This window comes from Bradyrhizobium sp. sGM-13 (assembly GCF_018398875.1).
Classification (GTDB): Bacteria; Pseudomonadota; Alphaproteobacteria; order Rhizobiales; family Xanthobacteraceae; genus Bradyrhizobium.
The window spans coordinates 141,737-168,027 of sequence record NZ_JAGWDK010000008.1 but is presented as its reverse complement, the minus strand read 5'-3'; the positions used below and the strand labels follow the sequence as shown (position 1 = coordinate 168,027).

Sequence of the window (26,291 nt, the reverse complement as noted above, 5' to 3'; positions counted from 1 at the left end):
CCCCTAGGGTGATTTCTGTTGACGCTGCATTCAAATGGCGATCAAGATCGACCATTCGTGATCGCGACGCAAAATTCTCCGCTTTTTAATAGATTGTATCTAAGGGCATAGGAAAATTGGAGCAGCTGGAACGCAAAATCTTCACGCTCGATATCAACGGAACGCCGACGCTTGCTCTTCAGGCGCAAGACATCGAGTTTGCACGCGGTATGTGCGCGGTGCCAGAGTTCCGTTTGGATTTGCAAGAGATCAGCTCGGACGGCGTCCCCGTCTGCCCAGTGGATTCTGTGTTCGGGCTTCGGCCGGCTACAGAGAAAGAAATAGCCGCCTTCGAGCGTGGTGTTGGATTGGCGCCGGCTGCAGACGATTTCACGTTTGTTATGCTGATTAAGGTAGACAGAGTGGAGGTTGTGGCCATCACCTGCCAGGCTAACGACCGTGCTTAGACGTCCTTTCGCTGAGTCGAGCGAATAGCTCGGCGCGGTCTGTGTCGATGCTGCACGTTATCGCCTTCACCCTCGATTACATCTCAACCGTCCGGCGAAGTCGCCGCGATTTCCGCCCTCCCAGGATTATCAATCGCCCCCGCCATGTCGCGGGCTCTCGCGTGGATCGAGAGTCACGGTTTGACGTAGGTCCAGCCCTGCTCCTGCAATTCCATCACACGTACCACGCCCGACTTTACGACCTTTGCTTCTGAGATCAGCGGAATCTCCTTGCCCTCGGCCCGGCCCATGTTTTCGCGGGTATTGCCGCAGGCTTCGAAGGAAATCGAGGGCTGGCTTTCCGAGAGCGCCTTGATCCTTGCTTTGACGGGCGACGTGTCGTCACGCAGCATATGCAGGCCGGGACCGAACGTGACGATGTCGATATTCACCTTCTCGCCGAGGTCCTGATAATACTGAGCTACGTTGCTCGCGTTGTTGAGCGCCAGATTCATCATCGCCGGCTCGTTGCTATTCACCTGGAGAATAAGGCGGTGCGGCTTCGTGGCATCCTGAGTGGGCGTCATTTTGGTAACGGCCGTGAGCTTGGTCGCCTGCGTAGGCTGCTTTTTGTTCACCTGCGCTTCCGACGGCGGTGCGATCAAGAGCAGTGCTGCAATTGCCGCTGTGGCTCCAGCCATTTTTCCAAGTCTTGTCATGTGAGTTCCTCCCTGTCCGATGACCATTAGTTGCGTGGCCTGGCAACGGCATGTGGCCATTTGCATGCCGTCGCTAGCTTCTCGCGGACAGTCTTCAGGCCGCCAAGCAAGAAATGTCCCTCGGCCGCCACACCTGTTCGCGAGGAAAGGCGCACGGCGAATTCCCCCTCATCTGGGAGCGCCTGTAGCATGCGCACCACGTCGCCCCTGGGCGCGGCGCCAACTCCGAATGATGGGCGGGCAGCGGGAAGCTGCACTGGGAGATCGTCATTGACGCGGTAGGAGATCAGGTACTCCTCGGCGCTGCGCGAGACCGCAGGTCCCGTGATCACGAGTTCGGTACGGCCGCCGCGGCAGTGGATCGAGAGCTGCATCGTGGCGCTATCAGAGCCGCCGCGAGACGACGCGGTGGCCACAACGACCGGTGAATAGTCCACGGGCGAGGTGGTCTCGCTGACCAGCCAGTTGTCACTACCTGCCGCGGCCGCGTGCGCGATACTGCGCGGCATGGTTTCCAAGCATTCCGTCCTCACAGCAAGCTCCATATTAGAGCATGCGCGAAGATGCGCCATTACCTCGCTGGCACCTTGCGCGAAAGCCATGCTGTAAGCTGCATCCAACAGCACAGCGAGCGGGAGCGCTGTTCTTTTCATGGCCGTGCCTGTGCGCTGCGCGCCTTGCGATCCAGCCATTCCTGCGCCGCCGAGAAGCGGTCGAGCCCAGGGACGGTCGCAGCGAGATTGATCGACTTCCATTTCGGATCGAATCCCGGGGCCTGCAGCCGGTCGATCCGCGAGAACAGATGATCCACGAAACGAGCAACACGCGGATAACGTTTCGATCGCGGTGACCAGTTGAATGCAACCAAGGCGGTTGGGACCGCAATCGTTGAGATGCGTTCGCCCTGCTTGATTAAGTTGGGATACTCCTTCGCCTCAAGCGTTGCCGGCAGGTAGTAATCCTCGAACTTGCTGTCGAAATTGACGGACAGAAATTTATAGCCTTCGTCCCAGCGTCCGCGCACGAAAGCGTCAACCGGTTTCGAGGTGATGAACAGGACGGCGGCAATCTCGCCCTTGCGCATCTGCTCCAGAGCGACCTGATGTGGAATAAAAGTCTTTTCGACATTGATGCCTAGGCGGCTGAAGATCAGCGGCCCTGAGTAGGCGGCGGCCGTGCCCTGGGTGTTGAAATTCACTTTCTTGCCGGCGAGGTCTTGCAAAGTCTTGATTTCGGGTCGTACGAAGATATGGAGCTCCGACGGGAATAGATTGAGGAGATAGGTTATGCGGCTCCGGATCTGCGGTATCTGAATCTTGTACTCTTCGAGTGCGTCGGAATTGATGATCGCGGTGTCGACGCCACGCAGGTAGAGCAGCGAATTCACATTTTCGGTGGCGCCCCGGGTGACGATCGGCAGAACATGTAGATTCGGGCCGTCATCGACGATTCGGGCCATCTCTGCCGCCAGGCGAATGGGCGCGCCCTCCAGCAAGCCGCCGGCGAGGCCGACAGTCCAGGCGTTGATCTTCTCTCTTTGGTCATGCGCAGAGGCGCGGCTGATGGCCCGCTCGCTCTTGGCGGGCTGCGCGCATACGTCCGCCGAGTGAAGCATCAAGGTAACAGGCGCCATCGCCGCGAGGAGCAACAACGACCATGGTTTCGGCAGCGTGTTCATCTCCGTCTCCACCTGTCCGTCGTGAATGCGGTCCTGATCCCTCACTCACGCAATGCGTCGATCCGGTCCTTTGCCTCCGGAATGCCGCCGCTGTGCGCCTTCGCGTAGAGTTCACGTGCTTTCGCCGACTCGCCACGCGTTCCATAGGTGCCCCATGCGGATAGAATGACCGGATCATATGTCTCTGCGAGCATGAAACTTGCACGGGCGTCGCCGCTCTCGACGGCGCGCTCGAGTACGATTCGCGCTGCACCGATGTTGCCTTGACTGAGCAGCGCACCGGCGCGCGCGATCAATCGTGATGCGTCTGTCTTACTCTGTGTGTCAGAGGCCGTCGGCTGTTTCGTTGCGCCCGCGCCTGCGGTCTGCGCCGTCTGGACAATCGGACTGATCGGATAGCCCTGCGCGCGCCCGAAGGACTCGCGCTGGTCCGCAGGGCGCCGCCGTGCGGGGGTAAGATCGCGTGCCATTGCTCCGATCTTGTCACGCTCCTTCTGTAGCGATTGCCGCAATTCGGCGATGGTGCGCTCCGCCGCTTGCCTTTGTCGTATGGCCGCATCATCCGCCGTTTTCGACCGCGCAGATTGCGCTTTTGTCTCGCGGCGGGTTCCAGCAAGCTCGCCCGCGAGTGTTGCGGCACGCTCCTCAGCCTCGTTGAGCGCACGACGTTGCTGCTCGGCGCTCGCCGTCATCGCCTGTCGCACCGCGTCGACCTCCTGAGCGAGGGCGGCGATCTTCTTTTGCTCCTGCTGCACCGAGTCTTGCAATTTGGCAGTGGCAGCCTCCGCCCTCTGCTTCTGCTGCAAGATTTCATCGATCGCTCTTTGCGATTGCGCGGCCTGCATCTCGATCTCGCGACGCGTTCCAGCAAGTTCGCTCGTGAGCGCTGCGGCACGCGCCTGCGTCTCCTCGAGCGCGCGGCGTTGTTGTTCGGCGGCTGCCGTCATCGCCTGGCGCGCAGCGTCGGACTCCTGGGTAAGCGCGGCAGTCTTCTCTTGCTCCCGCCGTAGGGATTCTCTCAGTTCGGCGATAGTTGTTTCCGCCACCTGTCTTTGTTGCGCGTCCTCACCCTCTGCCACTTGCGACTGCACGACCCGCGCCTCGATCTCGCGACGCGTGTCAGCGAGCTCGCTCACGAGTGCTGCGGCGCGCGCCTGAGTTTCCTCGAGCGCGCGGCGTTGTTGTTCGGCGGCTGCCGCCATCGCCTGGCGCGCAGCGTCGGATTCCTGGGTAAGCGCAGCAGTCTTCTCTTGTTCCCGCCGTAGAGATTCTCTCAACTCGGTGATAGTTGCTTCCGCCGTCTGTCTTTGTTGCGTGTCCTCACCCTCTGTCACTTGCGACTGCACGACCCGTGTCTCGATCTCGCGACGGGTTTCAGCGAGTTCGCTCACGAGTGTCGCAGCGCGCGCCTGAGTTTCCTCGAGCGCGCCGCGTTGTTGCTCGGCGGCTGCTGTCAATGCCTGGCGCGCAGCCCCGATCTCCTGGGTGAGAGCGGCAGTTCTCCGTTGTTCCTGCTGCAAGGATTCTCGCAATTCGGCGGCGCTAGCATCCGCCGTCTGCTTCTGCTGCACGGCTTCATCAATAGCCTTTTGCGACCGTGCGGTCTGCGTTTCGATATCGCGCTGCGCTCCGGCAAGCTCGCTCCAGAGCGTTGCGGCACGCGCCTGTGCCTCGTCAAGCGCGCGGCGTTGTTGTTCGGCGGTTGCCTTCATCGCCTGCCGCGCTGCGTCGACCTCCTGGGTGAGAGCGACAGTTTTCCGTTGCTCCTGCTGCAGAGATTTTCGCAATTCGGCAGCGCTAGCATCTGCCGTCTGCTTCTGATGCACAGCTTCATCAATGAGCTTTCGCGACTGTGCGGCTTGCGTTTCGATATCGCGCTGCGCTCCGACAAGCTCGCTCCACAGCGTTGCGGCACGCACCTGTGCCTCGTCGAGCGCGCGGCGTTGTTGTTCGGCGGTTGCCTTCATCGCCTGCGCAGCGTCGACCTCCTGGGTGAGAGTGGCAGTTTTCCGTTGCTCCTGCCGCAGCGTTTCTCGCAGTTCGGCATTGACGGCCTCCGCCGCCTGCGTCCGCAGTATGGCGTCATCGACGGCCTTTTGTGACTGTGCGGCCTGCGTTTCGATCTCGCGCCGCATTCCGGCAAGCTCACTCGCAAGTGTCGCGGCGCGCGCCTGTGCGCCTTCGAGCGCGTGGCGTTGCTGTTCTGCCTCTACCGTCATCGCCTGACGTGTTATACCGATCTCCTCGGTGAGCGCGGCGGCCTTTTTTTGCTCCTGCCGCAAGGATTCTTGTAATTGGGAAGCGGCGGACTCTGCCGTCTGCTTCTGCTGCCGAGCTTCATCGACGGCCTTCTGCAATTGCATGGCTTGCGTTTCGATCTCGCGGCGAGCTTCCAAAAGCTCGTCTGCGAGTGCGTTGGCGCCGGCCTGTTCCTGTTGAAGGGTTCGCCGCAGTTCCTCCACCATGATGTCCGCTTGGCGGAGTCGCGCAGTTTCGTCGTGCGGCTTGCTCGACAACTCCACCTTGCTATCGAGATCGGCAATGTCTGGCAGATCAAAGTATCGCGCCGCAAAAGCGACCAGCTCCGTGCGGAAATGCACTCCGAGCAACGCAGCCATAACCAGACTTGCAGCGATAAAGGAAGCGATAAACCATCGGCGCACACGATCGTTCCAAAGGGGGCCGCTCGACTGATCGTCTTCCTGATACTGAGGCTCGGCTATTGGAGACCAATGTGTCGGCGTGATCCTGATTGGTCTGCCGTTCTTCCAGACCCATTCTTTTGTCTCAGATGACCAATGCGCGACATCGTAAGCCGATTGATCATCCTCGACCCAAATTTCCTTTCCGTCCCTCGGAGCAGTTTCAATGGGCTGGCGCAAATGTGACGCCTTTTTAAACAGGTCTACGGGGTCACTTCACAATTCACTTCGCAAGTACGTCCTAAGGTCAATGCGCATTTATATTATTAAATCAAAATTAAATCAAATTAATAATGATGGTCCTTTACCTACCGTCCAGTCGCTCTCATCGCGTGTGGCGTTTTCAACGGTCACTCACAGGCTGAGTTTTCAAGGATCATCCACAGGATGAAAAGACAATACCAGGCGGCGGCGCATCGCTCCCGGAGGGCGTCCTGCAGAATTTTCTTTCGTGGGCAAGTTAATAGAACGCGACAGCGATGCGTTTCTCTTTGCGCCAAACGACCGCGCAGCGCCGCGGGTCACCGTCGGGGATGACGGTCAGCGCAAACTCATCAGGGACTTGCTCATCTGCAGCGACATCAAGTGCGGCGCCGTAAGCAGAAATACTACGAATTGTGCAAATGGTTTTCGAGCGGCCGAAGCTGATTGAGCCCAGCCTTGCAGAGTGCTTCTCAACCATCATTTCCTCCACGCAATCAGTTCGAGGCGCGCAAAATCCTCCTCGCTATTTCCGATGGCGACAGATGCGCGCATACGGCTAAACGCGATCCATGATCGAATTAGACTGGATGCCCTCCGGCCTTACCTTCAATGGCGACTATGGAATGAGCCTTTGCCTCAAGTCGGCGTGCCTCCTTCCAACCCCATTTTAATCAAGAGTTATTGTTTTTAATTGCAATTAAATAGTATTAGGCATTTATTGGCGACCCGTCAACTCGGGCGGACATGCCCAGAAACCTGCAAGCAGCGGAAAGATAGGTGTCGCCGGTCGCATCGAGTCGATTGTGTTGAGGGTGCCCCAATGCAGATTGCTGGAGGGTGAATTATGGCGCGAGGCTTTGCGCTCAGATTGGTGGCCTTTCAGGTTCATTCCGGCGAGCACAACTCGTTTCACGGTTTGATCTCGTTCGGGTGGTTTCGGAGTTTGCTGATCGGAGATCGGCATCGGTGCGGCATCAAAACAGTTCCAATCGGGCAGCGATGGGCTGCCCCATGCGCGGGCGATTGCTTGGATGATCAACTTGGGAGCCTCGACCCTGCCCATAGACCGGCATCATTCGCACGAAAGCGATCTTGCGCCGAACGGTCGCATTTCGTGATAACTTGGCGGTGACGACTCAGCATCTATCTCGACCCAGCCATTCTGGAGAAGCTCGAAGATGTTTCAGCGATTTCTAAAGGCGCGCGCCGCCGTCAATTTCAAGGCGCGATCGGCCAGCCGGGATACCGAAACTGACCGTGCCCGGGCTACTTCTATTTTTCGGTCGATAGAAGATGCGCTGGAGGGCGCGAGAGCTGAGCAGGCCGGTCTGAAGGCACGTATCGATGACGCGTTAGCGCGATCGGCAGTAACCTTGGGCAATGATTCCGATGAGTATCTGACGCGCGATCCGGAGGATAACCATTATCAGAATCTGCTCGGCAGCGAGATAGCGGAAGGGCAGAGGCGGTTAAATGAGCTGGAAGCGACTATCAGGCATATCCAGTTCTTGAAGACGGCGCTCATCACAAGGTTCCCTGACTTCGACCTTGGACACAACACCTCCCACGCAAAAGATGGTGGAGTGACCTAGAAATGGTCCGATGAGAACGACGCGGTCGGGGATGCGCCGCCTTCAAATGTGACGTAAGCACCCGGCCCAGAAACAGGGTACAATCAGCAGCCAGTACAATAGATCGGCCACGCCCTACCGGATCGAGAGCTGCCGGTAAGTCGCCGTCGCGGATCGCATAAGCAGTCTCGTCGGGTAATCAAATTAGGCGCCAAGTTGTGATAACGAGGCATGGCGCGCTGATTTGCAGATCCGCGCGGCTTGTACCCATACTAGATTCTATTAAATCGGCTGCAACGAAACTTGCGTGTGTTACGCTTGATGTCTGTCTTGGCGGAACAATCAACATGGCTTCCGGCTACGCGAACCAAAAGTCACCTGCGCTGAGATTCACGACGCCGGCGACGGTGAGGTCGTTATCTCCATCAAAGTGAACGATGGTGTTTCCACCGATCGCTTCAATACTCAAATCGCCAATGTCATGGATGCCATCTGCTGCCAAAGCTGTAAGGTCGATCTTGTCTTGCCCCTTTTCGAAATGGGCCGTGTCATGCCCGTTCTCAGCGGCAAAGACGAACGTATCCGCGCCGGATCCGCCAAACATAGCGTCGTTTCCGATGCCGCTTGTGAGCGTGTCGTTGCCATCGCCCCCATCGAGAACGTTTCCTGACCCACCAAAGACGGTGAGTTGATCATTGCCCGCGCCGCCACTGAGGAAGCTTGATCCTATTGAGCCTGACACAACGGTTGCCGTCAGGACATCGTTTCCGGCGCCGCCATCCAGACGATTCTCGGCAATAGAATCGTCTGTAACCACAGGATCAGGGGTTGCCGAAAGGAATGCGGTAAGCTGGTCATCTCCGGAACCGCCATTCAGGATATTCGCGACATTGTAGAGATCCAGCCCGAGATCCGGCCCGCCGTGAGCTACAGCGTCGAGATGTGCCGTGAGGCTGTCTCTTCCATCGCCGCCCTCGAGTTGATTGAGTGCGCGAACAAATCCGCCAAGCGCGGTGGAGTTCGCAGTCAGGTTGTCATTGCCTTTCCCGCCATCGAGGTAATTCGTGACATCCGTGACGGTGTTCTCCCCGTCGGTGGAATGAGTCGCATCGAGGGTGTCGTTGCCATCATCGCCCCAAAGCTGGTTGATACCAACCGGCCTGCCGTTATTGGAGTCTGTCAGGTTGAAGGCATGCAGCACGTCGTTGCCCCGACCACCGTGAAGCTCATTTGTAACCGACTCGGTGAAATTGGATCGCCCCTCAGCAGACGCGTCCAGGACATCGTTGCCGTTGCCACCGAACAATACGTTGCTGGCTGTGCCGCGGAGCGCAGAGAATTCCGTTTCGGCATCAGCTGTGATGTGGTCGTTGCCCCAGCCGCCGTCGACGGTGTTCATCGCGATACTGGTTCCGATAACATTACGGCCATCAGCAACGGCATGAATGGTATCGTTGCCGCTTCCGCCGATCACGTCGGTTCTGACGGTCACAATTCCAAAGGCAGGAAGCGTCACATTTGCCGTGGCATTGATAGTGTCGTTTCCGCTGCCGCCATCGACTAGCACATCTGCGATTGGCTCCGTGCTCTGAGGCGTGCTCCCGCCCTGAAGGGTGACGGTCGCATCGAGGTCGTCGTCGCCTGTTCCGCCGAACTGAATGGCAATGCCGTGCACAGGCGCATCGCTTTGGAGTGGGACAACAACGGTAGAGGTCAGCGTGTCGTTGCCGCTACCTCCGATCAATGCTGTGCGGTTGAATGCACTGCTTAGAAGGTCATTGCCTGCAAGGCCCAAGACCACATCGCCTTCAGCTTGTGCAGCTAGGGCATCGTCGTCTCGGGTGCCAATGATCAAACTGTTGATGGGATAAACTAGGGAGAGCCAATCAAAGGCAGAATCCGCAGAAGACTCAGTTCCCATTAATTGCTGAACGGCCCGGCTTTTTGTTGGATTGGCATTCGTCATCTTTTCCTCCATGGCACCCAGATAACGACATCAACCAACCAGCGCTGAAATCGAATTAAAAATGCGCTGAAACATACGAGGTCAATTTAATTTGGTTGGCGATGAGATAATTAAATTAAAAGTTGCATCGTGTCTAATCACATTTAATTTGTGAATGTGAGGGCAGCCGGGCGGCAATGAGCGCGGACGCGATTACGATTGAGGGGGGCATGCCATCGTGTTTCGCCCTGAAGTACTTCTCTTTCTCGGTGGGAACCCTTGATTCTCGGCGGGAACCCTTGCTAGGCGGAAATGACATCTCAGGCTCGATGGACTGTCGTGCCAGGAACATGGACGACGCTCCAGCGCTATGCGTCTCGCAACGCCAGCTCCAGCTTCGCCAGTCTGCGGTCCGCCAGGGCATGATCGGTGACAAAATCAGAGGCTGCTTTTCCAACAGACAATCGACCCGAGCGCGCCTGTATGTCATTGAACATTGCCACTCGCTGATCGGTCCTGCTGAAATTGAAGAACAGCCGACGATCTCGTTGCCAAACTCAGGGCTCTCAGAAGATCGCGCACAGCATCCGTCGTGCTGCGTCGCATTGCATGGCGCGCAAGTTCCCAAGCTTCGACAAGCTTTGAGGACAAGCCGGCGGACGATATGCAGGTGACGAGCGTGAGGGATGAACCCCGACGAACATGGCAGCGAAACTGAAGAAGAATCTGAAGCTGGAAGCTAAGTCGACGAGCTGCTGCACTAAATTCCGGCGCGGGAACTTTGACGGGACAATTGAAAAATCACCTTGGGTGGGCCGACATGTCGTCCCAAAAAAGCCTCCGCCGACGGCGACCTCGTCCGTCGGAATGTATGGTTGGCGACGACGGGACCACGCAACACGGTAACGTTGGTCGGTACAACGGTTGCTCAATAGAAAACCGCTGCGTGCTCGGACGCGGCGCTTAAGGAAACATGATGGCCACCTACGACAACATCCCTCTGAACTGGAACGACCCGTCGTTTAGCGACAATACCAATTCCGGCTTTGTCAATATGGCCAATCCGGGGACGCTTTCGAATACGAGTATTACCAAAGCCGGGGGAGCGTCTGTCGCAGTCGGGGTCCGCTACACCGGAAGTGGCTCGTTCACCCTCGACGACGTCCGCATGCAAGGCACGGAAGGCGTGGACATTTTTTCAGGCGGAGATGTATACGTCAATAATTCGTACATCGACACAACGGGAGCAGCCGGCGATCACGCGGACGGTATTCAGATCTATGCTCCCGGCACCAAGGGAAATTTGACCGTTACAAATACGACAATTGTGTCCCACAACCAAAATGCAACCGCTGGGGTGTTCGTTGCAGACGATCGTTTGGGCGGAGATTACACGTTCAATAATGTGGTATTCGACGGCGGCCCGTTTGGTCTGCGAATTAACGCGGATGCGGGAGCCGGTCACACTTACAACGTCGCCCTCAAAGATGTCTATTTCATTCAAGACTCTTTTGGGTCTGCTCCGTTTCTCATTTACGTTCCGCCCGGATATGAGGGCGCCACATTAAACATCACTCAGTGGGACAATGTGCGCTGGGCAACAATCGTGGACGGTCAGCTCGTCCCGGGCAATCTCATTCCACCCCCTCAGCCGGTGACAGGCGGCGGAACGAGCACGCCTCCGAGCTCGCCAAGCACGCCTCCGGGCGCACCCAGCATTTCCTCCTGGTCGCCCGATTCGGGCAAGACCGGTGACGGGATCACCAATGCGAACAAGATCGACGTGAAGGGCACCGCCGCCGCCAACGCTACGATCACGGTGTATGACAACGGCAACCAGATCGGCACGACGACCGCCAGTTCGACCGGGAGCTGGGACTACATCACTGGCGTCCTGACCAACGCCAAGCATGTGCTGACGGCGACCGCGACCACCTCGAGCGGCCAGACCAGTGCCGCATCCGGTGCGGTGACCGTGACGGTGGATACGCTGGCGCCGACTGCCCCGGCCCTGAGCAGCAACGCCATCGTCAATGCCAATCAGGTCAAGCTGTCTGGGACAGCCGAGGCCAACAGCACGGTCACGGTCTACGACGGCACCACGGCGGTCGGAACCGGGACAACGAACTCGACCGGGGCCTGGAGCGTCACGACGAACGCCTTGTCGACCGGCACGCATGCGCTGACGGCCAAGGCCGCCGACGCGGCCGGCAATGTCAGTGCGGCGTCGCAGTCGGTCAGCAGCGCGATCAATGGGTCGTCGCAAACGCCAACGTCGCCAACGCCAACGCTGGGTGAGCTAGTCGAGTCGGCTGGTTCGACAAGTCTCGTTGAGAGCGGCGGCAAATATTACCTCAACAGCAGCACCGGATCCGGCCCCACGTTGAAGTATCGCGGTGCGGATTTTGTGGATGGGACAGATGGCACCTGGGCGCCGATTGGAGCGGAGAAGACGGCGACGGGCTATCAGGTTGCCTGGAAGGAGGCGAGCACCGGTCAGTACACGGCCTGGAACACCGACAGCAACGGCAACTACGTTTCCCATGTCAGCGCCCTGACCGGCTCCGTGTCGGGCGGCCAGGTGTCGGGTACGAACTATGGCCTAAAAACGCTCGAGACGAGCTTCCATCAGGATCTCAATGGTGACGGACAGATCGGTGCTTCCAGTCCAACTGCGCCGACTTCGTCCGTCGCTTTGACCACCATGTACCAGAACTGGAGCGATATCGTCACGATCAAAGGCGTCGCCGATGCCAACAGTCAGATCAAGCTGTACGACGGCAACGCATCGCTGGGAACGGTGAATACAGCTGCCGACGGCAGCTGGTCCTTCAAGACATCGTCCGCCGTATCCGACACGGTGCATACGTATACTGCCAAGCAGATCGATAGCTCCGGTCAGGTTGTTGGCACTTCGGGCAATGCGATCCTCGGCTCGACAGGGAGCAATACGCTGACGAGTACCTCCGGCGATGACCTTTTCGTTGGGAATGGAGGCGCTGACACCTTCGTATTTGCGCCGAACTTCGGGAACGACGTCGTCAAGGATTTCGGTACGTACGGACGGTCCCACGACGTGGTTCAGTTCAGCAAGAGCGTCTTCGACAGTTTCGCGAGCGTTCTCGCCCATGCAGCGCAGGTAGGCCAAGATGTTGTCATTTCGGCTGATGCGGACAACTCGGTGACGTTAAAGAACACCAAGCTGGGCGCCATCAGTAGTCACGACTTCCACTTCTCGTAGTAGTTCAGCCTGAAAGCTTTCGGATGCGCTCAGCCAAATTTATGAGCGCATCCGAAGTATCGGCATAAGCGTTGGTCGTGCGAAGGATCGCCAGAGAGCAAACGCTGGCTCGCGAACCGCTAGCAGGGATTGATGATCACCGATGAGCTAGCTAGTGACGGCAACGTAACGCGTTGTTTGTATTGAACCCCTCGAACGTTGGCGCCACGGCCAGCAGGTATCAACCTGCCCAGCCGCTAGCCGCCTAATACCTGACTGAAATGACCGCACCCGCTCGATAGCGCCAGCAAGGTCCGTAATGCGCAGGTCCAGGATACCAGCCGGACCCGAAAAACGGCACGGTTAGGGGGGTCGCACCCCGGACGCCTTCTACCAGCTCGCACCGAGCATGGCGAGGTCCGACTGAACGCGGCGGCCTTGCGTTCCAGCGGTGCGCGCTAAGATCCGCTCCTGCCACCGAAATCGGCTGGACGACCCTATCTGCTGCTTCTATGGAGCTCGTGGAAATAGCGAGGAATGCGGTCAACGAGACCGACAAAATGAGAATTCGAGGCGCAGTCGACATTACGGTCCCTCTTGTTGATGTGTCCCGAGACTATCCTCAAGCTCCAGCTTGCCCCAGCCCGATCAACAGGGAAAGGTCCCGCCCCGGTATCCCCAACTCTCACAGGATTCCATCCTGAGGCTCGAACTGCCGTGAACCGTTCCCGCTAGGTCCCCTGCCAAGTGCTTTGGTGGGAGCTGATCAGCCACCGTAGCATCCGACCAGATTATCGTCCGGCTTCTGTCGGCGCCCCCTCATTACAAGGCATAAACTTCACGGAAACATTGAACCTACTTCCCGCCACCGTCGTCTAATCTTCTCGGGAATTCTAGCTTTCCTGATACACGGGCGGCTTCTATGGGTGACGATCTTACAAGCAAAGCCTACAATAGAACTCTTCAGGATTCGCTCAAAACAATAAAACAGGCTCACAAGCAGCTTCACGTTGTGACCAAGGCTAACGCAACACCGGCAGCCCTCACATCATGCGTGGAACTTTACGGGATATTGCTTGGGGAAGTCACAGGTATTCGCAGCAACTTAGTGACTTACCTCGAGTGCACGCGTGCAGCGGGCCAAAATTCCTATGCAATGGAATGCGTTAACCGCGACCCGCTTCAAGAGGTCTCGTCGTTGTGACTATCGTCGTCTGCAAGGTTAACGCTTTTGTCTATTACAAAATCTTCCAACTTCCGTCCGGCGCTTAAGGCGGCGACCAGCCATCTCGGCTGCTTTCCGCGCCCAGACCACACTTGCGAGGGCTGAGAGGGGTTCCGGTATTTTGGCTGAACTTTTGGATATTTGCGTCGCGGACGGTTGGCAGGCGTGCCCTCAACGTCGCGCATCTGCTCTACGCGGCTCAATTGCGCCAGCCGCCTCTCCAACTGAAGTTTTTCTGTGGTGATTTTTTCTGACAGGAGTTTGGTGAGCTGCTCATGCAAGAGCCAAAGCTCGTCAAAATCCATAGCCTCCAAGTCTGTCCTGCGCATCGCGGGTCCGTTAAGGCTAACAGATTGCGGTTTTGACGGAAGCATCCAATCCTCGAAATATCGCTGGCGATGACGCCAAATACGTGCGAAGTTTGAATCGATAGATTTAGGCTTTTAAACATTATTTGATTGTAAATTAAATAATTTAATTCAGTTAAAAGCAAGGGCGTATTTGGGGTTTTGAGCAGGGTAGGGTCGTTTGCTGTAGAGTTTTTGCGTAGGTGCCCAAATGGATTTTCAAATGGATTCTATCGGTTCCTCCCTTTCTCGCCTTCAAGATGCGGTTGGCCGCTGCATGGTACCGTCCGCCGCATCGAGTGATGTTGGCCAACTTAGACACCAGATTGAACTTAGGCAGCGTGTCCTGAAGGATATCGAAGTCATCAGATGCCGGCTGTCGCTTTTCTTTCGCCACAGAGGCGAGGGGCCGCGCAGGAAAGCGCAGCATCGGCGGGGTCGATCGAGCCTTGGCGCACGCCAGGACCACGGCTGGCGAACTCCTCGTCCTTGACTGCAGCTTTTTGATCGGTGCAGTTCAAAGGGCCGCCCAGGCGGAGGATTTCGTGCGGCTAGATTTCTGTGTAAAGCAATCGCGAAGAGCGCCAGAATAATCCATTTCCCGTGGAACCCTTGTAATCCCCCTTGATTGTTATTCGTGGGTGTGACATCGCATTATGTTCTAAGGGGAAATCAAGAGCGACGGCATGGCTTCGAAGAAAATCGATTTAGAGTCCTGGTCTCTGGATGAGCTTTGGGCGCTTCACGGAGAGATCAGCGGGATTTTGTCAGCGCGGATCAGGGCCGAAAAAGGCGAACTTGAGAAGCGCTTGGCGGTGCTTAGTCGCGGCACAATTGTCGGTGATGATTCGGGAAATTTGCAACCGGACCGCAAGCCTCGCCGCAAGTATCCCCGGGTATTGCCAAAGTATCGGAATCCTCAAACCTCCGAAACCTGGTCGGGTCGCGGCAAGCGGCCGAGGTGGCTGGTTGCGGCAGTCAAGTCGGGACGCAAGATCGAAGATTTCCGGATTGGCGAGGCTGGCACGAAGGCTCGTCAGCGAGCGTGAGCTGATCGACGGGGTATTTTATTATTAACCACAAAATTAATGGGTTGGAGGCGCGGCTGGCGAACTGAGATAACTTGCCGTCAGGCATTATCGATGCGCGGCAGAGGCAAGCGGTGACCAATCGGGATTGGACAGAAATCGAGAATGAGCTGAATGGGCTGGTGCCCGGCCTTCCACAAGGCGAAAAGAGGACGTCGCGCACTCAAAGCGTTCGCCAAACGATCCAAACGGACGAACAGGCGCTTCTGGCGCACATAGCTGACGCTCTAGTCCAAGAGAAACAATACTGACGTGTAATTCCCGGGCTTGAGTTGGCGCTACGCCGGCTATGTTGACTTACAAGGTGCTGTCTCACTGAGAGCGCCTTGAATCAGTTCGGATCAATCTGCTCGCTGTCAGGCCAATTCTAGCGCCTAGTAGGCGTTGCGACCGCGCAGCACCTCAATCGGTGTCCGGACCAGGATAGCCAGATCCAATCGAGCGCTCCAGTTGTCGATGTACCAAAGGTCGTACTCAACCCGCCGTTCAATGGAGGCGGCGGTGGGTGTGGGTCCTCGACACCCGTGTATCTGCGCCCAACCCGTCAACCCGGGCTTCACGCGTCGCCGGAAGGCATAATTGCGGACAACCTTGTCAAACTGGCCGTCTTGAGAGATGGCGTGCGGCCGCGGCCCGACAAGTGACATGCTTCCGTAGAGCACATTGATGAGCTGCGGTAGCTCATCGATGCTGGTCCGACGCAGCCATTTTCCAACGCGAGTCACACGACTATCGACCGGCCGCGCCTGGATGACCGATGGCCCGTCCTCCAGCACGCGCATGGTGCGGAACTTGTAGATTGAGAAACTCCGACCGTTGAAGCCACAGCGTTGCTGCCTGAAAAGGACCGGACCAGACGAGTCCAGCTTGATCGCTAATACAACTACAGCAAGCAGCGGCGACAGAACAACCAGGGCAAGTCCGGCGCCGACCAAATCCGTAAACCGCTTGATGGCTCGCTCAAAGAATGTAAGTGGCCCTCGCTGGATTTCCACGCATACCGTGCTGCCAAGGTCCCGCGTGGGTCGCCTGAACATCTCCGAAAGCGCGCCGACGGGTACAAAGGAGACAGGAGTCGGCAGAACCCGCAGTTCGGCGATAAATGCACGCAATTCCGACCACTGGTTCGGGTCTGCCTCAACGATGATTTCCTCGACGTTTGAGCCGCGAGCGTTTTCAATTACGCGGGCGCTAAGCCGCTTGCGGTGATCAGAACCGAAACGAGGCGAAGGCAACCTGAAATGCTTGGTCACACAAAATCCGAGCATGTTCAGCGTTGGCAAAAGTCCCACGTCACTAGACTGTGGTTGATCCGAGATCAGAATGATATTGCCGCCGGCGAATTTCCTTTTGCTGAGGCCTCTCATGAGCAAGCTCTTGATGAGAGCTCGTCCGACAACGAGTGATGCAAGACTGGTAAGCGCAAAGGCCATTCCGGCGCCGCGAGGATATTCGTCACCGACATTGAGCAAGCCGGCGACAGCGGCGAGAACGATAAATGCGAAAAGCAAGGCGCCGCAAACGGCGCGAGCCTGACTGCGCAGGACCAGCAGTTCACGTGGATTGTACATACCCTGCACCCTTAGCAACGATACGAACATCACTGATACTATGATGGCCGAGCCGATGGCGTTTGCGAATCCGGTCGCGCCCCAGCTAGTGCAGAGCCGATACAAGAAGACTGAAACGATGCTTGCGAGGACGATGGTACCGAGATCGGTACAAATCGCGACCAACTCGATGGACCCATATCGGATTGGCCATTTTCGCTGTGCGCCCGAGGGAGGGCTGTACAGTTCGAGGGCAATCTCCTCGTGGAGGCCGGCTGCAACCTGTCGGTTAATAAAGTTCATGCCAGAACCAGACTGTTCGAGGCTTTCTGTAATAAGTTTAATCTATTATTAACGCTTTAAATAAATCAAGCAAAAACCGCGTCGAATTAAATGAGTCGGGTTATTTTTTGGGGCGCTGATTATAGCGGGACCGGTTTCTCCGGGGAATGATCGATGCAGCAAATCGTAGTGGGGCGTCGCGTCGCCCGCCGCTGATGATGATCCTCGTGGGATCGATCTGCCCAAATACTGGTCGCCCTTCGGTCAGCGTCGGTTGCCCGCGGGGCAAGTCGTTATGCAGCGTGGCTGAGCGATGTTGCGCCGCTATGGCGCGAGTAGGACAACCAAACGAAGAGCAGTTCCTTGGCGGAAGCCGCCGGCACGGTCACTTGCGACCCCGCACCGATACTCAGATCTATTGGCCGCATCAGGCCGCGTGTTCCGGTTGTTCAGCCGGGACTCAACGATTATGGGGTCGTGGTGGTAATCGGCGGCGGCGTTGTGATGATCGTCGTCGTTCCGGTGCCGGAAGCAGCAGCTTTGAGAGCAAAGAAGTTGGTTGCGTAGATGATCGGGTCGTTCACGGTCGCCATGATGGTTCTCAGGAAGACCAAGAATTTTGTGGTCTCCACGCTAACCGAGTTAGATGTGTAGATGACGTCCTTGTTCCGCATCTGGAATGACTGGGCAAGGAAATAGCCCGAGGGATCTCGGAGGTTCACGTGAAATATGATGGGAATGATCTCGCCCTGAAACGGTGTGACGTCGATACCTATCTCTTTAGCAATCGCTCGCGTTTCACCGCGGTATAAATACACCGACGCTGGATCGGCTTGAGAGTCATTCAGTCCGCCTTGTTTTCCGATTGCCTCGGCCAATGACAGGCGCCAGGCGTCGAACTTGAATAGGCCTTGGGTCCCGCCGGCGCCAAACCCGACGAAGGTCTGCGGCATATTGAATAGGTAGATGACATCGTTGGGGAGTACATAAATGTCATTGGCGGGCTCATACATGAGCGCGCCAAACGGCACGCTCGCACGATGTCCCATCCGTTTGAGTGAGACCCAGGTGTCGTAGCCTTGCGCAGATGGGCCGCCCGCACGTGCGATCGCATCGAGGACGCGTTCACCAGAGGGACTGGCTGGAAAACGTCCGGCGGCTCGCACGTCCCCTAGGACGGTGATCAAAGAAGTGTTTTGCGTCGCGAGGTTGACGACGACTTGCGGTTCAAGGGCGCGAGCCTTGAGTTTGTCCGTGATCTCCTGGCTAATCTCGAAGGGCGTGCGGCCCTTGGCCCGAATAGAACCCGCGTATGGAACCGAGATATTGCCTTGTTCGTCGACCGCTTGGTTGGGAATAGTGACAAAGTTGCCAGCGCGAACGCCCGCTTCGGACGTGAAAAGACCGCCGGCTGCGGCCTCAAAAATAGTGACACTGACAATGTCGCCGATCCCGAAGCGAAATGCTTTCGGCGGCGTTTGAGCGGCAAACGCCGTGGACAGCCTGGGTATATGGTTTCCAAGAATGTTGACGACTTCCGGGGTCAGCTTGACCAGCGCGTAGGGGAGGGCGGCCGGCTCGCTGCCTTCCTTGGCTCTCTGGACGTCAGCGCCCAACGGGCCGCTACCCGGCGTGATGATACATCCGGCACAGAACAGGGTCATAATGCCGACCGCGATTCTCGCCCCGATTTGCAGCGTCCGGATCAGAGCCGTTCCCCCAACTATCAAACTGAGACCAATGGCGGCACGTTGGCACTGCCCGGCGAATCGAGCCAGCCTGTTCGTCTATCTAACTGAAAAGCAGTCCCCGTGTGTTGCGGGCCTGCAACAGTTGCGGGCCGGCGCGAACAACTAATTATCGCCGAGATTGAATAACAAATCCCTGCTTAGCCGGAATTGGATAGGCCGTAGCGGGCGCAGTGGTCGTCGCTGTAGTAGTCGCGCAGATAGCTGTCGTAGCGAGCCATTGCTTTGATGTCGGTTTTGTTGAGGACGGTGCCGATCAGGCTGTCGTGGATGGTAGGTGCGGTGTGGAGGGCGTGCTTGACGACGTCGATCTTCGTCTGTCCCCATTCGACGACGAGGATAAAGTGGTCGACGAGCTGTGTTGTCGCGCGAACGTCGACCAGGGGAGTCAGGGGCGGAAGATCGACGATGACGTAGTCATAACTCGCCCGCAACCGGTCGAAGAGCTTGTGCATCGCATCGGTCGAAAGAAGTTCGCTGCTATGCAGTACATCGCTCCGCCGAACGGCCGGCAAGAAGGCCAGGTTCGTCGTCGGGTCCCGCCAAACGGTCTCTTCTATCGATTGACTGCCATTGGTGACCTCGATTATGCCGGCGGCTGCATGTGGTGCGAGACTGGAAGACAGCGAGGGATTCCTCAGGTCGCAGTCGACGATGATGACGCTCTTTCCACCGTGCCCAACGAGCTGCGCCAGGGAAGCTGCAATCGTTGTCTTGCCCTCATTGGGCAGAGCTGAGGTGAAGCCAATGACCTGGTTTGAGGTCTTGGTTGCGTTCAGGTCGATTGCCAGCTTGATCGAACGTATCGCTTCGGCGAACCTCGATAGCGGCCTGTCGATGACGGCGCGGTGGATAGCCGAATCCCTCGCAATAGTTCGCTGCCCCATATCCCCATCGGTCGGACGCGATTTGGCTCTGCGCATTGGCGATTGCGGCAAGACGAGCCCTGGCACCAACGCGAGGCATGGCAGCCCCAGTTCAGCTTCAATCTGCGCGGAGGTGCGAAAGACGCGATCCATTAGCTCTCGGAACAAGCCTAACATGACCCCGAAACCGATGCCGCCAATCAAGCCCATCGCCATGACCATCTTGCTTTTCGGCTTGTTCTTGCTCTGCGGCGGCGACGCAGGCTGGATCACCCTCGTCTCGGTGATGGGAAAAGTCTCCTGTTGCTTGGAGCCCACGTAGCGCTGCTGGAAAATGTCAGATAGGCTGCGCAATCCCTTTGCACGACTGTCCAGCTCCCTTATGGCCAATTCAGCTGCACCCGTTGCGCGCGATTGCTGCACGGCTTGGGTCAGCTGTTTCTCAATATCTTGCTGTCGCTGCTTGGCAACCTCTAGGTCGTTTCGACTGGTTTCGGCAACTCTTCTGACTTCCTCAAGAATCGATGAACGCAAATTCTGCATGCGATCCCGGATGGTGAGTACGGCCTGATGGTTACGTCCAAATCTGGCCGCGTACTCATTTTCGCGTCTCATCAGCTCGAGATACTGCTGTCGGAGGTTGTTTATAATCGGATTGCTCAAGACATCGGAGCCCGCTGCCTCCAGAGTGCCAATCGAAGACAAATTGGCTGGGTTGCTGCGCAGTATACTTTCGTACTGGTTTAACCTGGCCGAATTTTCGGTCACCTGAGCCCGAGCGGCGCTCAATCGATTATTGAGATCGCTGACCTGCTGGTCGTCGATCGACTTTCCGTCCGACGAAACGATGTTGTTCCGAGACTTGTATCGATTAACTTCTTGTTCAGCATTGCTTGCTTGGTCGCCAAGATCGCGCAACCTGTCCTGCAGCCAGGTTGTTGCAGTTCGATTGGCTTCGAATTTCGCATTAAGTTGTTCCGTGATGTATGTCTTTGCAACTGCATTTGCGATTTCCGCGGCCCGTTCGGGGTTGCTCGAAGTGAAGCTGATCTCAAGAATGCTGCTCATGCCGACCCGACTTGCTGAGAGCCGGTCCTGGAATGCAGTGATAGCGGCATCGGACAATCTCGCCGGAGTGTCTGCTTTAGATTGCTCCAGGGTCGAGTTCCATGTTCGTGGCCCACGCCACAACAACGAGGACAGCGAGGGGCCGAGACCGCTGATATCCGGGTCGTTGACAAGGTTAAGCTGAGTGATGACTGATGTCGCGATTGCGCTCGATCTGACCAGCTGAATCTGTGTCTCGACCTGCGTGCGGTCGAAGGTTGGGTCTGCAAGTATCGACTGCTGCTGTACGAACTCTGGCTTGGGGTTTGCCAAGAGGACCTGCACGTGTGCGGTATAGGTCGGTGGAGTGATCCGCAGATAGATTATGCAGGACGTTATTGCGAACACCGCTGTGATGATGATCACAAGGTATTGGCGTCGCAGTAGCCCCAGCGCGAAATTGACAATCTCGGCCATGCCGCCGGATCCGGCATTATCGCTATACCTCGCATCGATCTGAGGACCGCGGGTTTTTTCGGCTTGTAACATGTTGGTTTGAAGCATTTCGGTGCTCGCTGCGCCGCCTGTGATCTCGCCGCCCGGCGGCCGCACCGGTAATTGTGTGGGGCCGGACGCCGGTGGAAGCCTCCGGCCGAGGATTTGAGGCATTTAAATATAACAGGAAAGAAATCTGGTGTCCAAATTAAATGATGATAGTTAATGTGACGCTTCCAATACGCCGTGGCTCAAAGGCATGGACCAAAGAGGTGAGGCAGATTGAATTTCGGGCGGCGTGACCATCTGCCGCGGATCGGAAGTACCATCCATGAACATGGCCGGCACTGCTTGGACAAGCTAAGCTCCGCTGCAACATGCCCGGCACGGTTGCGGGATAGCCGTTGCTCGGGGGAATATGACGGTTCAATCGCGCGAGCGATTAGGGGTTTTGCGAGAATTCGATTTTTTCCGGGAATGTGGTTGTTTTGACCGGGCGAGCAGCCTCTCGAGTTCTTCTCGCAGGCGGAGAATTTCCTCGTAACGAACCGTCAGATCATCCTTCATGTGCGGCCTATCGCGCTTTGGCATGTGCTGCAACTTAGCGAGAGCCCAATCGCCTGCAACAAAACTCCTTGATTAAGCTTGATAGGCGCTCAGGATGTTAATTTTGGAACCGCCGCTCGCCGCTATTCCTTATCTTGCGGCTGCAGATGGTAAATGGATCCATCGTTCAGAATGGCACTCCGCCGCCGCCGCTCATTGAAATCAGCCCAATCGCGTCCCTATAAAGGATACTTCATTTAATTTTTAGAATCGAATTGACGGCTCTATTAAATACAGATTAATGTAATTATTATTCCGTCGGGTTGCCATGCTGCTGATGCAAAATGCTTTCCGATCCGCCTTTACGATTTAGCCTCGGACACAGGCACCTATCTGCGGCGGTTCGAGGCTGTTTGCGACCGACGCTTCAATTCGATCAGCTACGGCGCTGACCCAATCATCAGGCCAGAATTGGCAGCATAGGAGTCACCACAATGGACACGGAACTCTTTACGGACGGGATTAGCGAAATCACCGTGGGCGGCTCGATCGTACGTGTTGACCTGTTCAGCCTTTCACCAACGGAACGGGACGCCAGCAACGCTCCGAAGCGGGTATTCCGTCAAAGACTGATCTTCTCGGTGGAGTCGTTCGCGAACTCGGTCGAGGTGATGCAGAAGGCGCTTCAGGGCCTGGTCGATGCTGGCGCAGTTCGGCGCACCGACCCGTCACATGCTGGTTCACCTACGGGGCAGCCTACTCCGAATAGCCCACGGTCTCCGAATGTCTCAAGCAATTTCCGCTGAAACCGATAGTGCTGGCGCGTTGGAAGTGGCGTCGAAGGACACGTGTCCGCAGACCGCGCTAGACTGCCTTGCCAGGGTGGCCACCCACCACGGCATCGATCTGCCGGCCGAGCGCCTGCGGCATGGCTATGCGGTCGACGGCACTCCGACGTCGGTGGACCTCTTGCTTCGGATGGCGAAGGAGGCGGGCCTGCGCGCGCAGGCCACCCAGCTTGATTGGGGCGTTCTCTTCCGGATGGGGCAGGCATACCCGGTTATGCTCCGCCTCTCGAACGGTAATTGGGTCGTCGTTCTTCGCGCTGCGGAGATGTCTGATGGCACCGCGGCGGTTGTTGTTTTTGACCCGCTTGCCGAGCGTCAGAATGAGCCGCTCGTCGTTGGCCAAGAGCAATTTTGCGCGCGATGGCGGGGGGACGCCATTCTGATAAAACGCGAAAACATATTGTCGGACGGCCGGAAGAAATTCGGGCTTCGCTGGTTCGTCCCCGACCTGCTGCGTCAGTGGCGGCTGTTCACCGATGTCGCCATTTGTGCCCTGCTGCTTTACGCGCTTGGTCTCGCGCTCCCCATCTTCTTTCAGTTAGTCATCGACAAAGTCCTGGTGCATGAGAGCTTTACCACGCTTTACGTACTGGCGGCCGGCGCCGCCGCTGCGCTGGCTTTCGATGCGATATTCGGTTTCCTGCGGCGCTACCTGCTGCTCTATGCGACGAACAAGGTCGACATCCGCATAGCGACCAAGACATTCGGCCATCTGCTCGGCCTGCCTGTAACTTTCTTCGAGCACATTTCGGCCGGCGTTCTCGTGAAGCATATGCAGCAGGCGGGGCGAATTCGTGAATTCCTGACGGGGCGGCTCTTCCTGACAACTCTCGACGCGTTGTCGCTATTGGTGTTCATCCCGGTACTGGCGCTCTACAGCTTGAAGCTGACCTCTGTCGTTCTGGCCTTCACCGCTCTCAGCGGTCTCGTTGTTGCCTTGTTGATGGGGCCATTCCGCCGACGACTTTATGACTTGTACCAAGCGGAGGGTGCGCGGCAGGCGCTGCTGGTCGAGACCGTACACGGCATGCGCACCGTGAAGTCACTGGCCATGGAGCCATTGCAGGGCAAGACTTGGGACGACCGCTGTGCACAAGCGGTGTCCATGCGTTTCGGAGTCGAGAAGATTTCGGCGACCGCCCAGGCGGTCACCGGATTTCTCGAGAAGATGATGACGCTTGGGATCATTGGCCTGGGTGCGCTCGACGTCTTTAGCGGCGAATTGACCATCGGCGCACTGGTAGCCTTCAATATGCTGGCGGGACGGGTTTCTGGGCCGCTGGTTCAAATGGTCACCATGGTTCATGAATATCAGGAAGTCGCCCTGGCCGTTAAAATGCTAGGCGAGGTGATGAACCAAAAGCCGGAAAGGGACGGCAACCGCGACGGATTGCGGCCGGATCTGACCGGGAAAATCGAGTTCGAAAACGTCTCCTTTCGGTACGGCGCCGAAGGTGCGCCGGCGTTGAATGACGTGTCGTTCTCGATTGCGCCCGGCTCCGTATTCGGAATAGTCGGCCGAAGCGGCTCGGGCAAGACAACGCTCACGCGCCTGATTGCTGGAATGTATCCGGTGCAGCAGGGCTTGCTGCGGATCGACGGCTACGATTCCCGGGAGCTCGAGCTCGAGCATCTGCGCCGGAATCTCGGCGTAGTTCTGCAGGACAGTTTTCTGTTTCGAGGTACGGTTCGAGACAACATCGCCTGCGTGAAGCGCGATGCGACGTTTGCCGAAGTAGTAAGGGCCGCGCAGCTCGCCGGCGCCGACGAGTTCATCGAGCGCTTGCCGCGTGGCTTCGATACGATGATTGAAGAGAACGGTTCAAACCTGTCGGGCGGTCAGAAGCAACGTCTCGCGATCGCGCGGGCACTCATCACCGACCCCCGTATTCTCATTCTCGATGAGGCGACCAGTGCACTCGATTCCGAGAGCGAGATGATCATCCGCCGCAATTTGCGACGGATCGCCGAGGGACGAACCGTTATTATCGTTTCGCATCGGCTGTCGATGCTCGCGGACGCCAACGAAATCCTGGTGATCGACCGTGGTCAGATCGTTGACGTGGATCGTCACGATCATTTGCTTTCGAAGTGCACGATCTACCGACATCTCTGGAACCAACAGACGAAGCAAATCGCATGAGGACGGAGAAACCGCGAGCCGTTGCGAAAGCGGATCAGTTGGCGCAGCCCCGAAAGGTTGAGCGGCGCAGGGGAAAGCTGTTCAGGGCCTCCCGACAACCGCGCGTGATTGCCGAATTCCAGTCCGATGCGATCGAGGTAGAGCAACGATCGCCGCCGCGGTTCGCTCGCCTCACGCTCTATTGTATCCTTGCACTGATTGTAGCTGCGGTTACCTGGGCCACGGTGTCACAGGTCGACATGATTGTAACGGCCCAGGGCAAGCTGGTTACCATGCGCCCGAACCTCGTGGTGCAGCCGCTTGAGACCTCGGTTATCCGCGAGATCCATGTCAAGGCTGGTGATCGGGTAAACCGCGGCGACCTGCTGGCGACGCTCGATCCGACCTTCTCGCAGGCGGATCACGACCAGTTGCGAAACAGGGTTGCTGCTTTCGATGCATCGATTGCTCGTCTGAAAGCTGAGTTGGCTGGATCCGATTATGTCGTGGCCGATTTCGGCGATGCCGATTCTGTCCTGCAGCACAAGATGTTCCTCCAAAGGAAGTCGGCGCGCGAAGCGCAGATGCAGAATTTCGATGCGCAGATCGCTTCTGCTCAGGCCAATTTGAAGACAGCGCAGAACGAAGAAGCGGTCCTGGTGCAGCGGCTTGATAACATGCGGTCGATCGAGTCAATGCGCAGCACGTTGATGGACAAGGAAGTCGGATCGAAGTTGAATTTCCTGCTTTCCCGCGATGCCCGACTCGACGTCGAAAGCAATCTGGCTCGTGTTCGCGGCAATATCGCCGATTACACCCACCGGGTCGACAAAGCACGAGCCGATCAGAAAGTGTTCGCCGAGGATTTTCGCCGCACGGCGTACCAGGACCTGGTCGAGGCGCTGACCAAGCGAGACAGCGCATCGGAAGAGCTAAAGAAGGTCGAACTGCGCAGACAACTAATCGTATTGAGGGCCCCGGCAGACGCCATCGTGCTCGAGATCGCCAGCCGTACGATCGGTTCGGTCGTGCGCGAGGCGGAAACGCTTTTCGTGCTCGTCCCGCGGGATGTACCGCTTCAGGCGGAGGTCAACGTTGAGGGCAGGGATGTCGGGCAGGTATCAATCGGCCAGCCGGTGCGGATCAAGTTCGAGCCTTTCCCGTTCCAGAAATACGGGACGGGAACAGGGACGGTCCGCGTCATCAGCCAAGATTCATTTGTGCCAGATCCTAAAGCCGAAGCTGCGCGCCGCACGACAGTTCCCTATTACCGCGTACTGATCGATTTGTCCGACGTGCAACTTCGGCTGCCCTCCGCCCGTACGCAGCTCATCCCCGGCATGGCCGTTACGGCGGAAATGAAGGTCGGGCAACGTAGCGTGATCTCTTACTTCCTCTATCCATTGCTGCGTGGATTGGACGAAAGCATCCGCGAATATTGAACGCAATCATAGCATGGCAGTCATTGCATGAAGACAAGTTCAAATGTTGGCCTTCGACTGGCGGTGGGTGCTGCCGCGAGTGAGCCGTCACGAAATTCGATCTTGGTGAACTATGCGCTGAGAGGCCTTCGGCAATGCTGGCTGCCTGAGCGCGGTCGCTGGTCGCAAATCTACCATCTCGACGGGCCCCACTGCGGCGCCGCGAGCCGGAGCAAGGCAGG

General features: G+C 57.3%; 19 protein-coding genes. 8 read left to right on the top strand and 11 right to left on the bottom strand.

Going from position 1 to position 26,291, the window contains the following annotated elements; all coding sequences use genetic code 11:
• The first annotated feature begins 116 nt into the window (after positions 1-116).
• Complete coding sequence (locus tag KJQ96_RS14480) at positions 117-446, top strand: hypothetical protein (protein WP_213287253.1); 330 nt, start codon at positions 117-119, stop codon at positions 444-446.
• A 173-nt stretch (positions 447-619) separates the two neighbouring features.
• On the opposite strand, the gene KJQ96_RS14475 is transcribed toward KJQ96_RS14480, so the two are convergent.
• The 4 genes from KJQ96_RS14475 to KJQ96_RS14460 all read right to left on the bottom strand — a co-directional run bounded on the left by KJQ96_RS14475 (position 620) and on the right by KJQ96_RS14460 (position 5,104).
• Complete coding sequence (locus tag KJQ96_RS14475) at positions 620-1,171, bottom strand: DsrE family protein (protein ID WP_249734058.1); 552 nt, start codon at positions 1,169-1,171, stop codon at positions 620-622.
• Entirely contained in the window at positions 1,171-1,653 is a 483-nt protein-coding gene (locus KJQ96_RS14470) for a hypothetical protein (protein WP_249734057.1), read from the bottom strand. The genes KJQ96_RS14475 and KJQ96_RS14470 overlap by 1 nt, the downstream gene beginning before the upstream one ends.
• Positions 1,654-1,793: 140 nt before the next feature.
• Positions 1,794-2,822 carry a TAXI family TRAP transporter solute-binding subunit gene (locus KJQ96_RS14465; RefSeq protein WP_213287251.1) on the bottom strand — a complete coding sequence of 343 codons (1,029 nt, stop codon included), beginning with the start codon at positions 2,820-2,822 and terminating at the stop codon, positions 1,794-1,796.
• Between the two features lie 41 nt (positions 2,823-2,863).
• Positions 2,864-5,104, bottom strand: coding sequence for a hypothetical protein (locus KJQ96_RS14460; protein ID WP_213287250.1), 2,241 nt, complete (start codon positions 5,102-5,104; stop codon positions 2,864-2,866).
• A 12-nt stretch (positions 5,105-5,116) separates the two neighbouring features.
• Here KJQ96_RS14460 and KJQ96_RS14455 point away from each other — a divergent pair, with 12 nt between their 5' ends.
• Complete coding sequence (locus KJQ96_RS14455; RefSeq protein ID WP_213287249.1) at positions 5,117-5,617, top strand: hypothetical protein; 501 nt, start codon at positions 5,117-5,119, stop codon at positions 5,615-5,617.
• A gap of 367 nt (positions 5,618-5,984) precedes the next feature.
• Here KJQ96_RS14455 and KJQ96_RS14450 read toward each other — a convergent pair whose 3' ends face one another.
• Both KJQ96_RS14450 and KJQ96_RS14445 read right to left on the bottom strand, forming a co-directional pair.
• Positions 5,985-6,206: a PilZ domain-containing protein gene (locus KJQ96_RS14450; protein ID WP_249734056.1), complete on the bottom strand. Its 222-nt coding sequence runs from the start codon at positions 6,204-6,206 to the stop codon at positions 5,985-5,987.
• Positions 6,207-6,443: 237 nt separating this feature from the next.
• Positions 6,444-6,767: a hypothetical protein gene (locus tag KJQ96_RS14445; RefSeq protein WP_213287247.1), complete on the bottom strand. Its 324-nt coding sequence runs from the start codon at positions 6,765-6,767 to the stop codon at positions 6,444-6,446.
• Between the two features lie 139 nt (positions 6,768-6,906).
• Between KJQ96_RS14445 and KJQ96_RS14440 the strand changes: the two genes are divergently transcribed.
• Positions 6,907-7,320: a hypothetical protein gene (locus KJQ96_RS14440; protein ID WP_213287246.1), complete on the top strand. Its 414-nt coding sequence runs from the start codon at positions 6,907-6,909 to the stop codon at positions 7,318-7,320.
• 337 nt (positions 7,321-7,657) lie between these two features.
• On the opposite strand, the gene KJQ96_RS14435 is transcribed toward KJQ96_RS14440, so the two are convergent.
• Positions 7,658-9,265, bottom strand: a complete 1,608-nt coding sequence (locus KJQ96_RS14435) for a calcium-binding protein (RefSeq protein ID WP_213287245.1) — start codon at positions 9,263-9,265, stop codon at positions 7,658-7,660.
• A 955-nt stretch (positions 9,266-10,220) separates the two neighbouring features.
• On the opposite strand from KJQ96_RS14435, the gene KJQ96_RS14430 reads away from it, so the two are divergent.
• Positions 10,221-12,485: an Ig-like domain-containing protein gene (locus KJQ96_RS14430; RefSeq protein ID WP_213287244.1), complete on the top strand. Its 2,265-nt coding sequence runs from the start codon at positions 10,221-10,223 to the stop codon at positions 12,483-12,485.
• A 1,161-nt stretch (positions 12,486-13,646) separates the two neighbouring features.
• Here the strand turns inward: KJQ96_RS14430 and KJQ96_RS14425 are convergent.
• A complete protein-coding gene (locus tag KJQ96_RS14425) occupies positions 13,647-14,018 on the bottom strand; it encodes an H-NS family nucleoid-associated regulatory protein (protein WP_213287243.1) in 372 nt (123 codons plus the stop codon).
• Between the two features lie 704 nt (positions 14,019-14,722).
• On the opposite strand from KJQ96_RS14425, the gene KJQ96_RS14420 reads away from it, so the two are divergent.
• Positions 14,723-15,085 (top strand): H-NS family nucleoid-associated regulatory protein, encoded by a 363-nt coding sequence (locus KJQ96_RS14420; protein ID WP_213287242.1) that lies wholly within the window; start codon positions 14,723-14,725, stop codon positions 15,083-15,085.
• Between the two features lie 413 nt (positions 15,086-15,498).
• Here the strand turns inward: KJQ96_RS14420 and KJQ96_RS14415 are convergent, their stop codons facing one another.
• The 3 genes from KJQ96_RS14415 to KJQ96_RS14405 all read right to left on the bottom strand — a co-directional run bounded on the left by KJQ96_RS14415 (position 15,499) and on the right by KJQ96_RS14405 (position 21,181).
• A complete protein-coding gene (locus KJQ96_RS14415) occupies positions 15,499-16,977 on the bottom strand; it encodes an undecaprenyl-phosphate glucose phosphotransferase (protein WP_213287241.1) in 1,479 nt (492 codons plus the stop codon).
• A gap of 446 nt (positions 16,978-17,423) precedes the next feature.
• Positions 17,424-18,620 (bottom strand): polysaccharide biosynthesis/export family protein, encoded by a 1,197-nt coding sequence (locus tag KJQ96_RS14410; protein ID WP_213287240.1) that lies wholly within the window; start codon positions 18,618-18,620, stop codon positions 17,424-17,426.
• 224 nt (positions 18,621-18,844) lie between these two features.
• On the bottom strand, positions 18,845-21,181 hold the full coding sequence (locus tag KJQ96_RS14405; protein WP_213287239.1) for an AAA family ATPase: 2,337 nt from the start codon (positions 21,179-21,181) through the stop codon (positions 18,845-18,847).
• Positions 21,182-22,152: 971 nt separating this feature from the next.
• Between KJQ96_RS14405 and KJQ96_RS14400 the strand changes: the two genes are divergently transcribed.
• The 3 genes from KJQ96_RS14400 (at position 22,153) to KJQ96_RS14390 (ending at position 26,070) form a co-directional block, all read left to right on the top strand.
• The gene (locus KJQ96_RS14400; protein WP_065746225.1) at positions 22,153-22,464 is read left to right on the top strand and encodes a hypothetical protein; all 312 of its coding nucleotides are present in this window, start codon (positions 22,153-22,155) and stop codon (positions 22,462-22,464) included.
• Positions 22,442-24,649 (top strand): peptidase domain-containing ABC transporter, encoded by a 2,208-nt coding sequence (locus tag KJQ96_RS14395; RefSeq protein ID WP_213287366.1) that lies wholly within the window; start codon positions 22,442-22,444, stop codon positions 24,647-24,649. The genes KJQ96_RS14400 and KJQ96_RS14395 overlap by 23 nt, the downstream gene beginning before the upstream one ends.
• 104 nt (positions 24,650-24,753) lie before the next feature.
• Positions 24,754-26,070, top strand: a complete 1,317-nt coding sequence (locus KJQ96_RS14390; protein WP_213287238.1) for an HlyD family type I secretion periplasmic adaptor subunit — start codon at positions 24,754-24,756, stop codon at positions 26,068-26,070.
• The last annotated feature ends 221 nt before the right edge of the window (positions 26,071-26,291 follow it).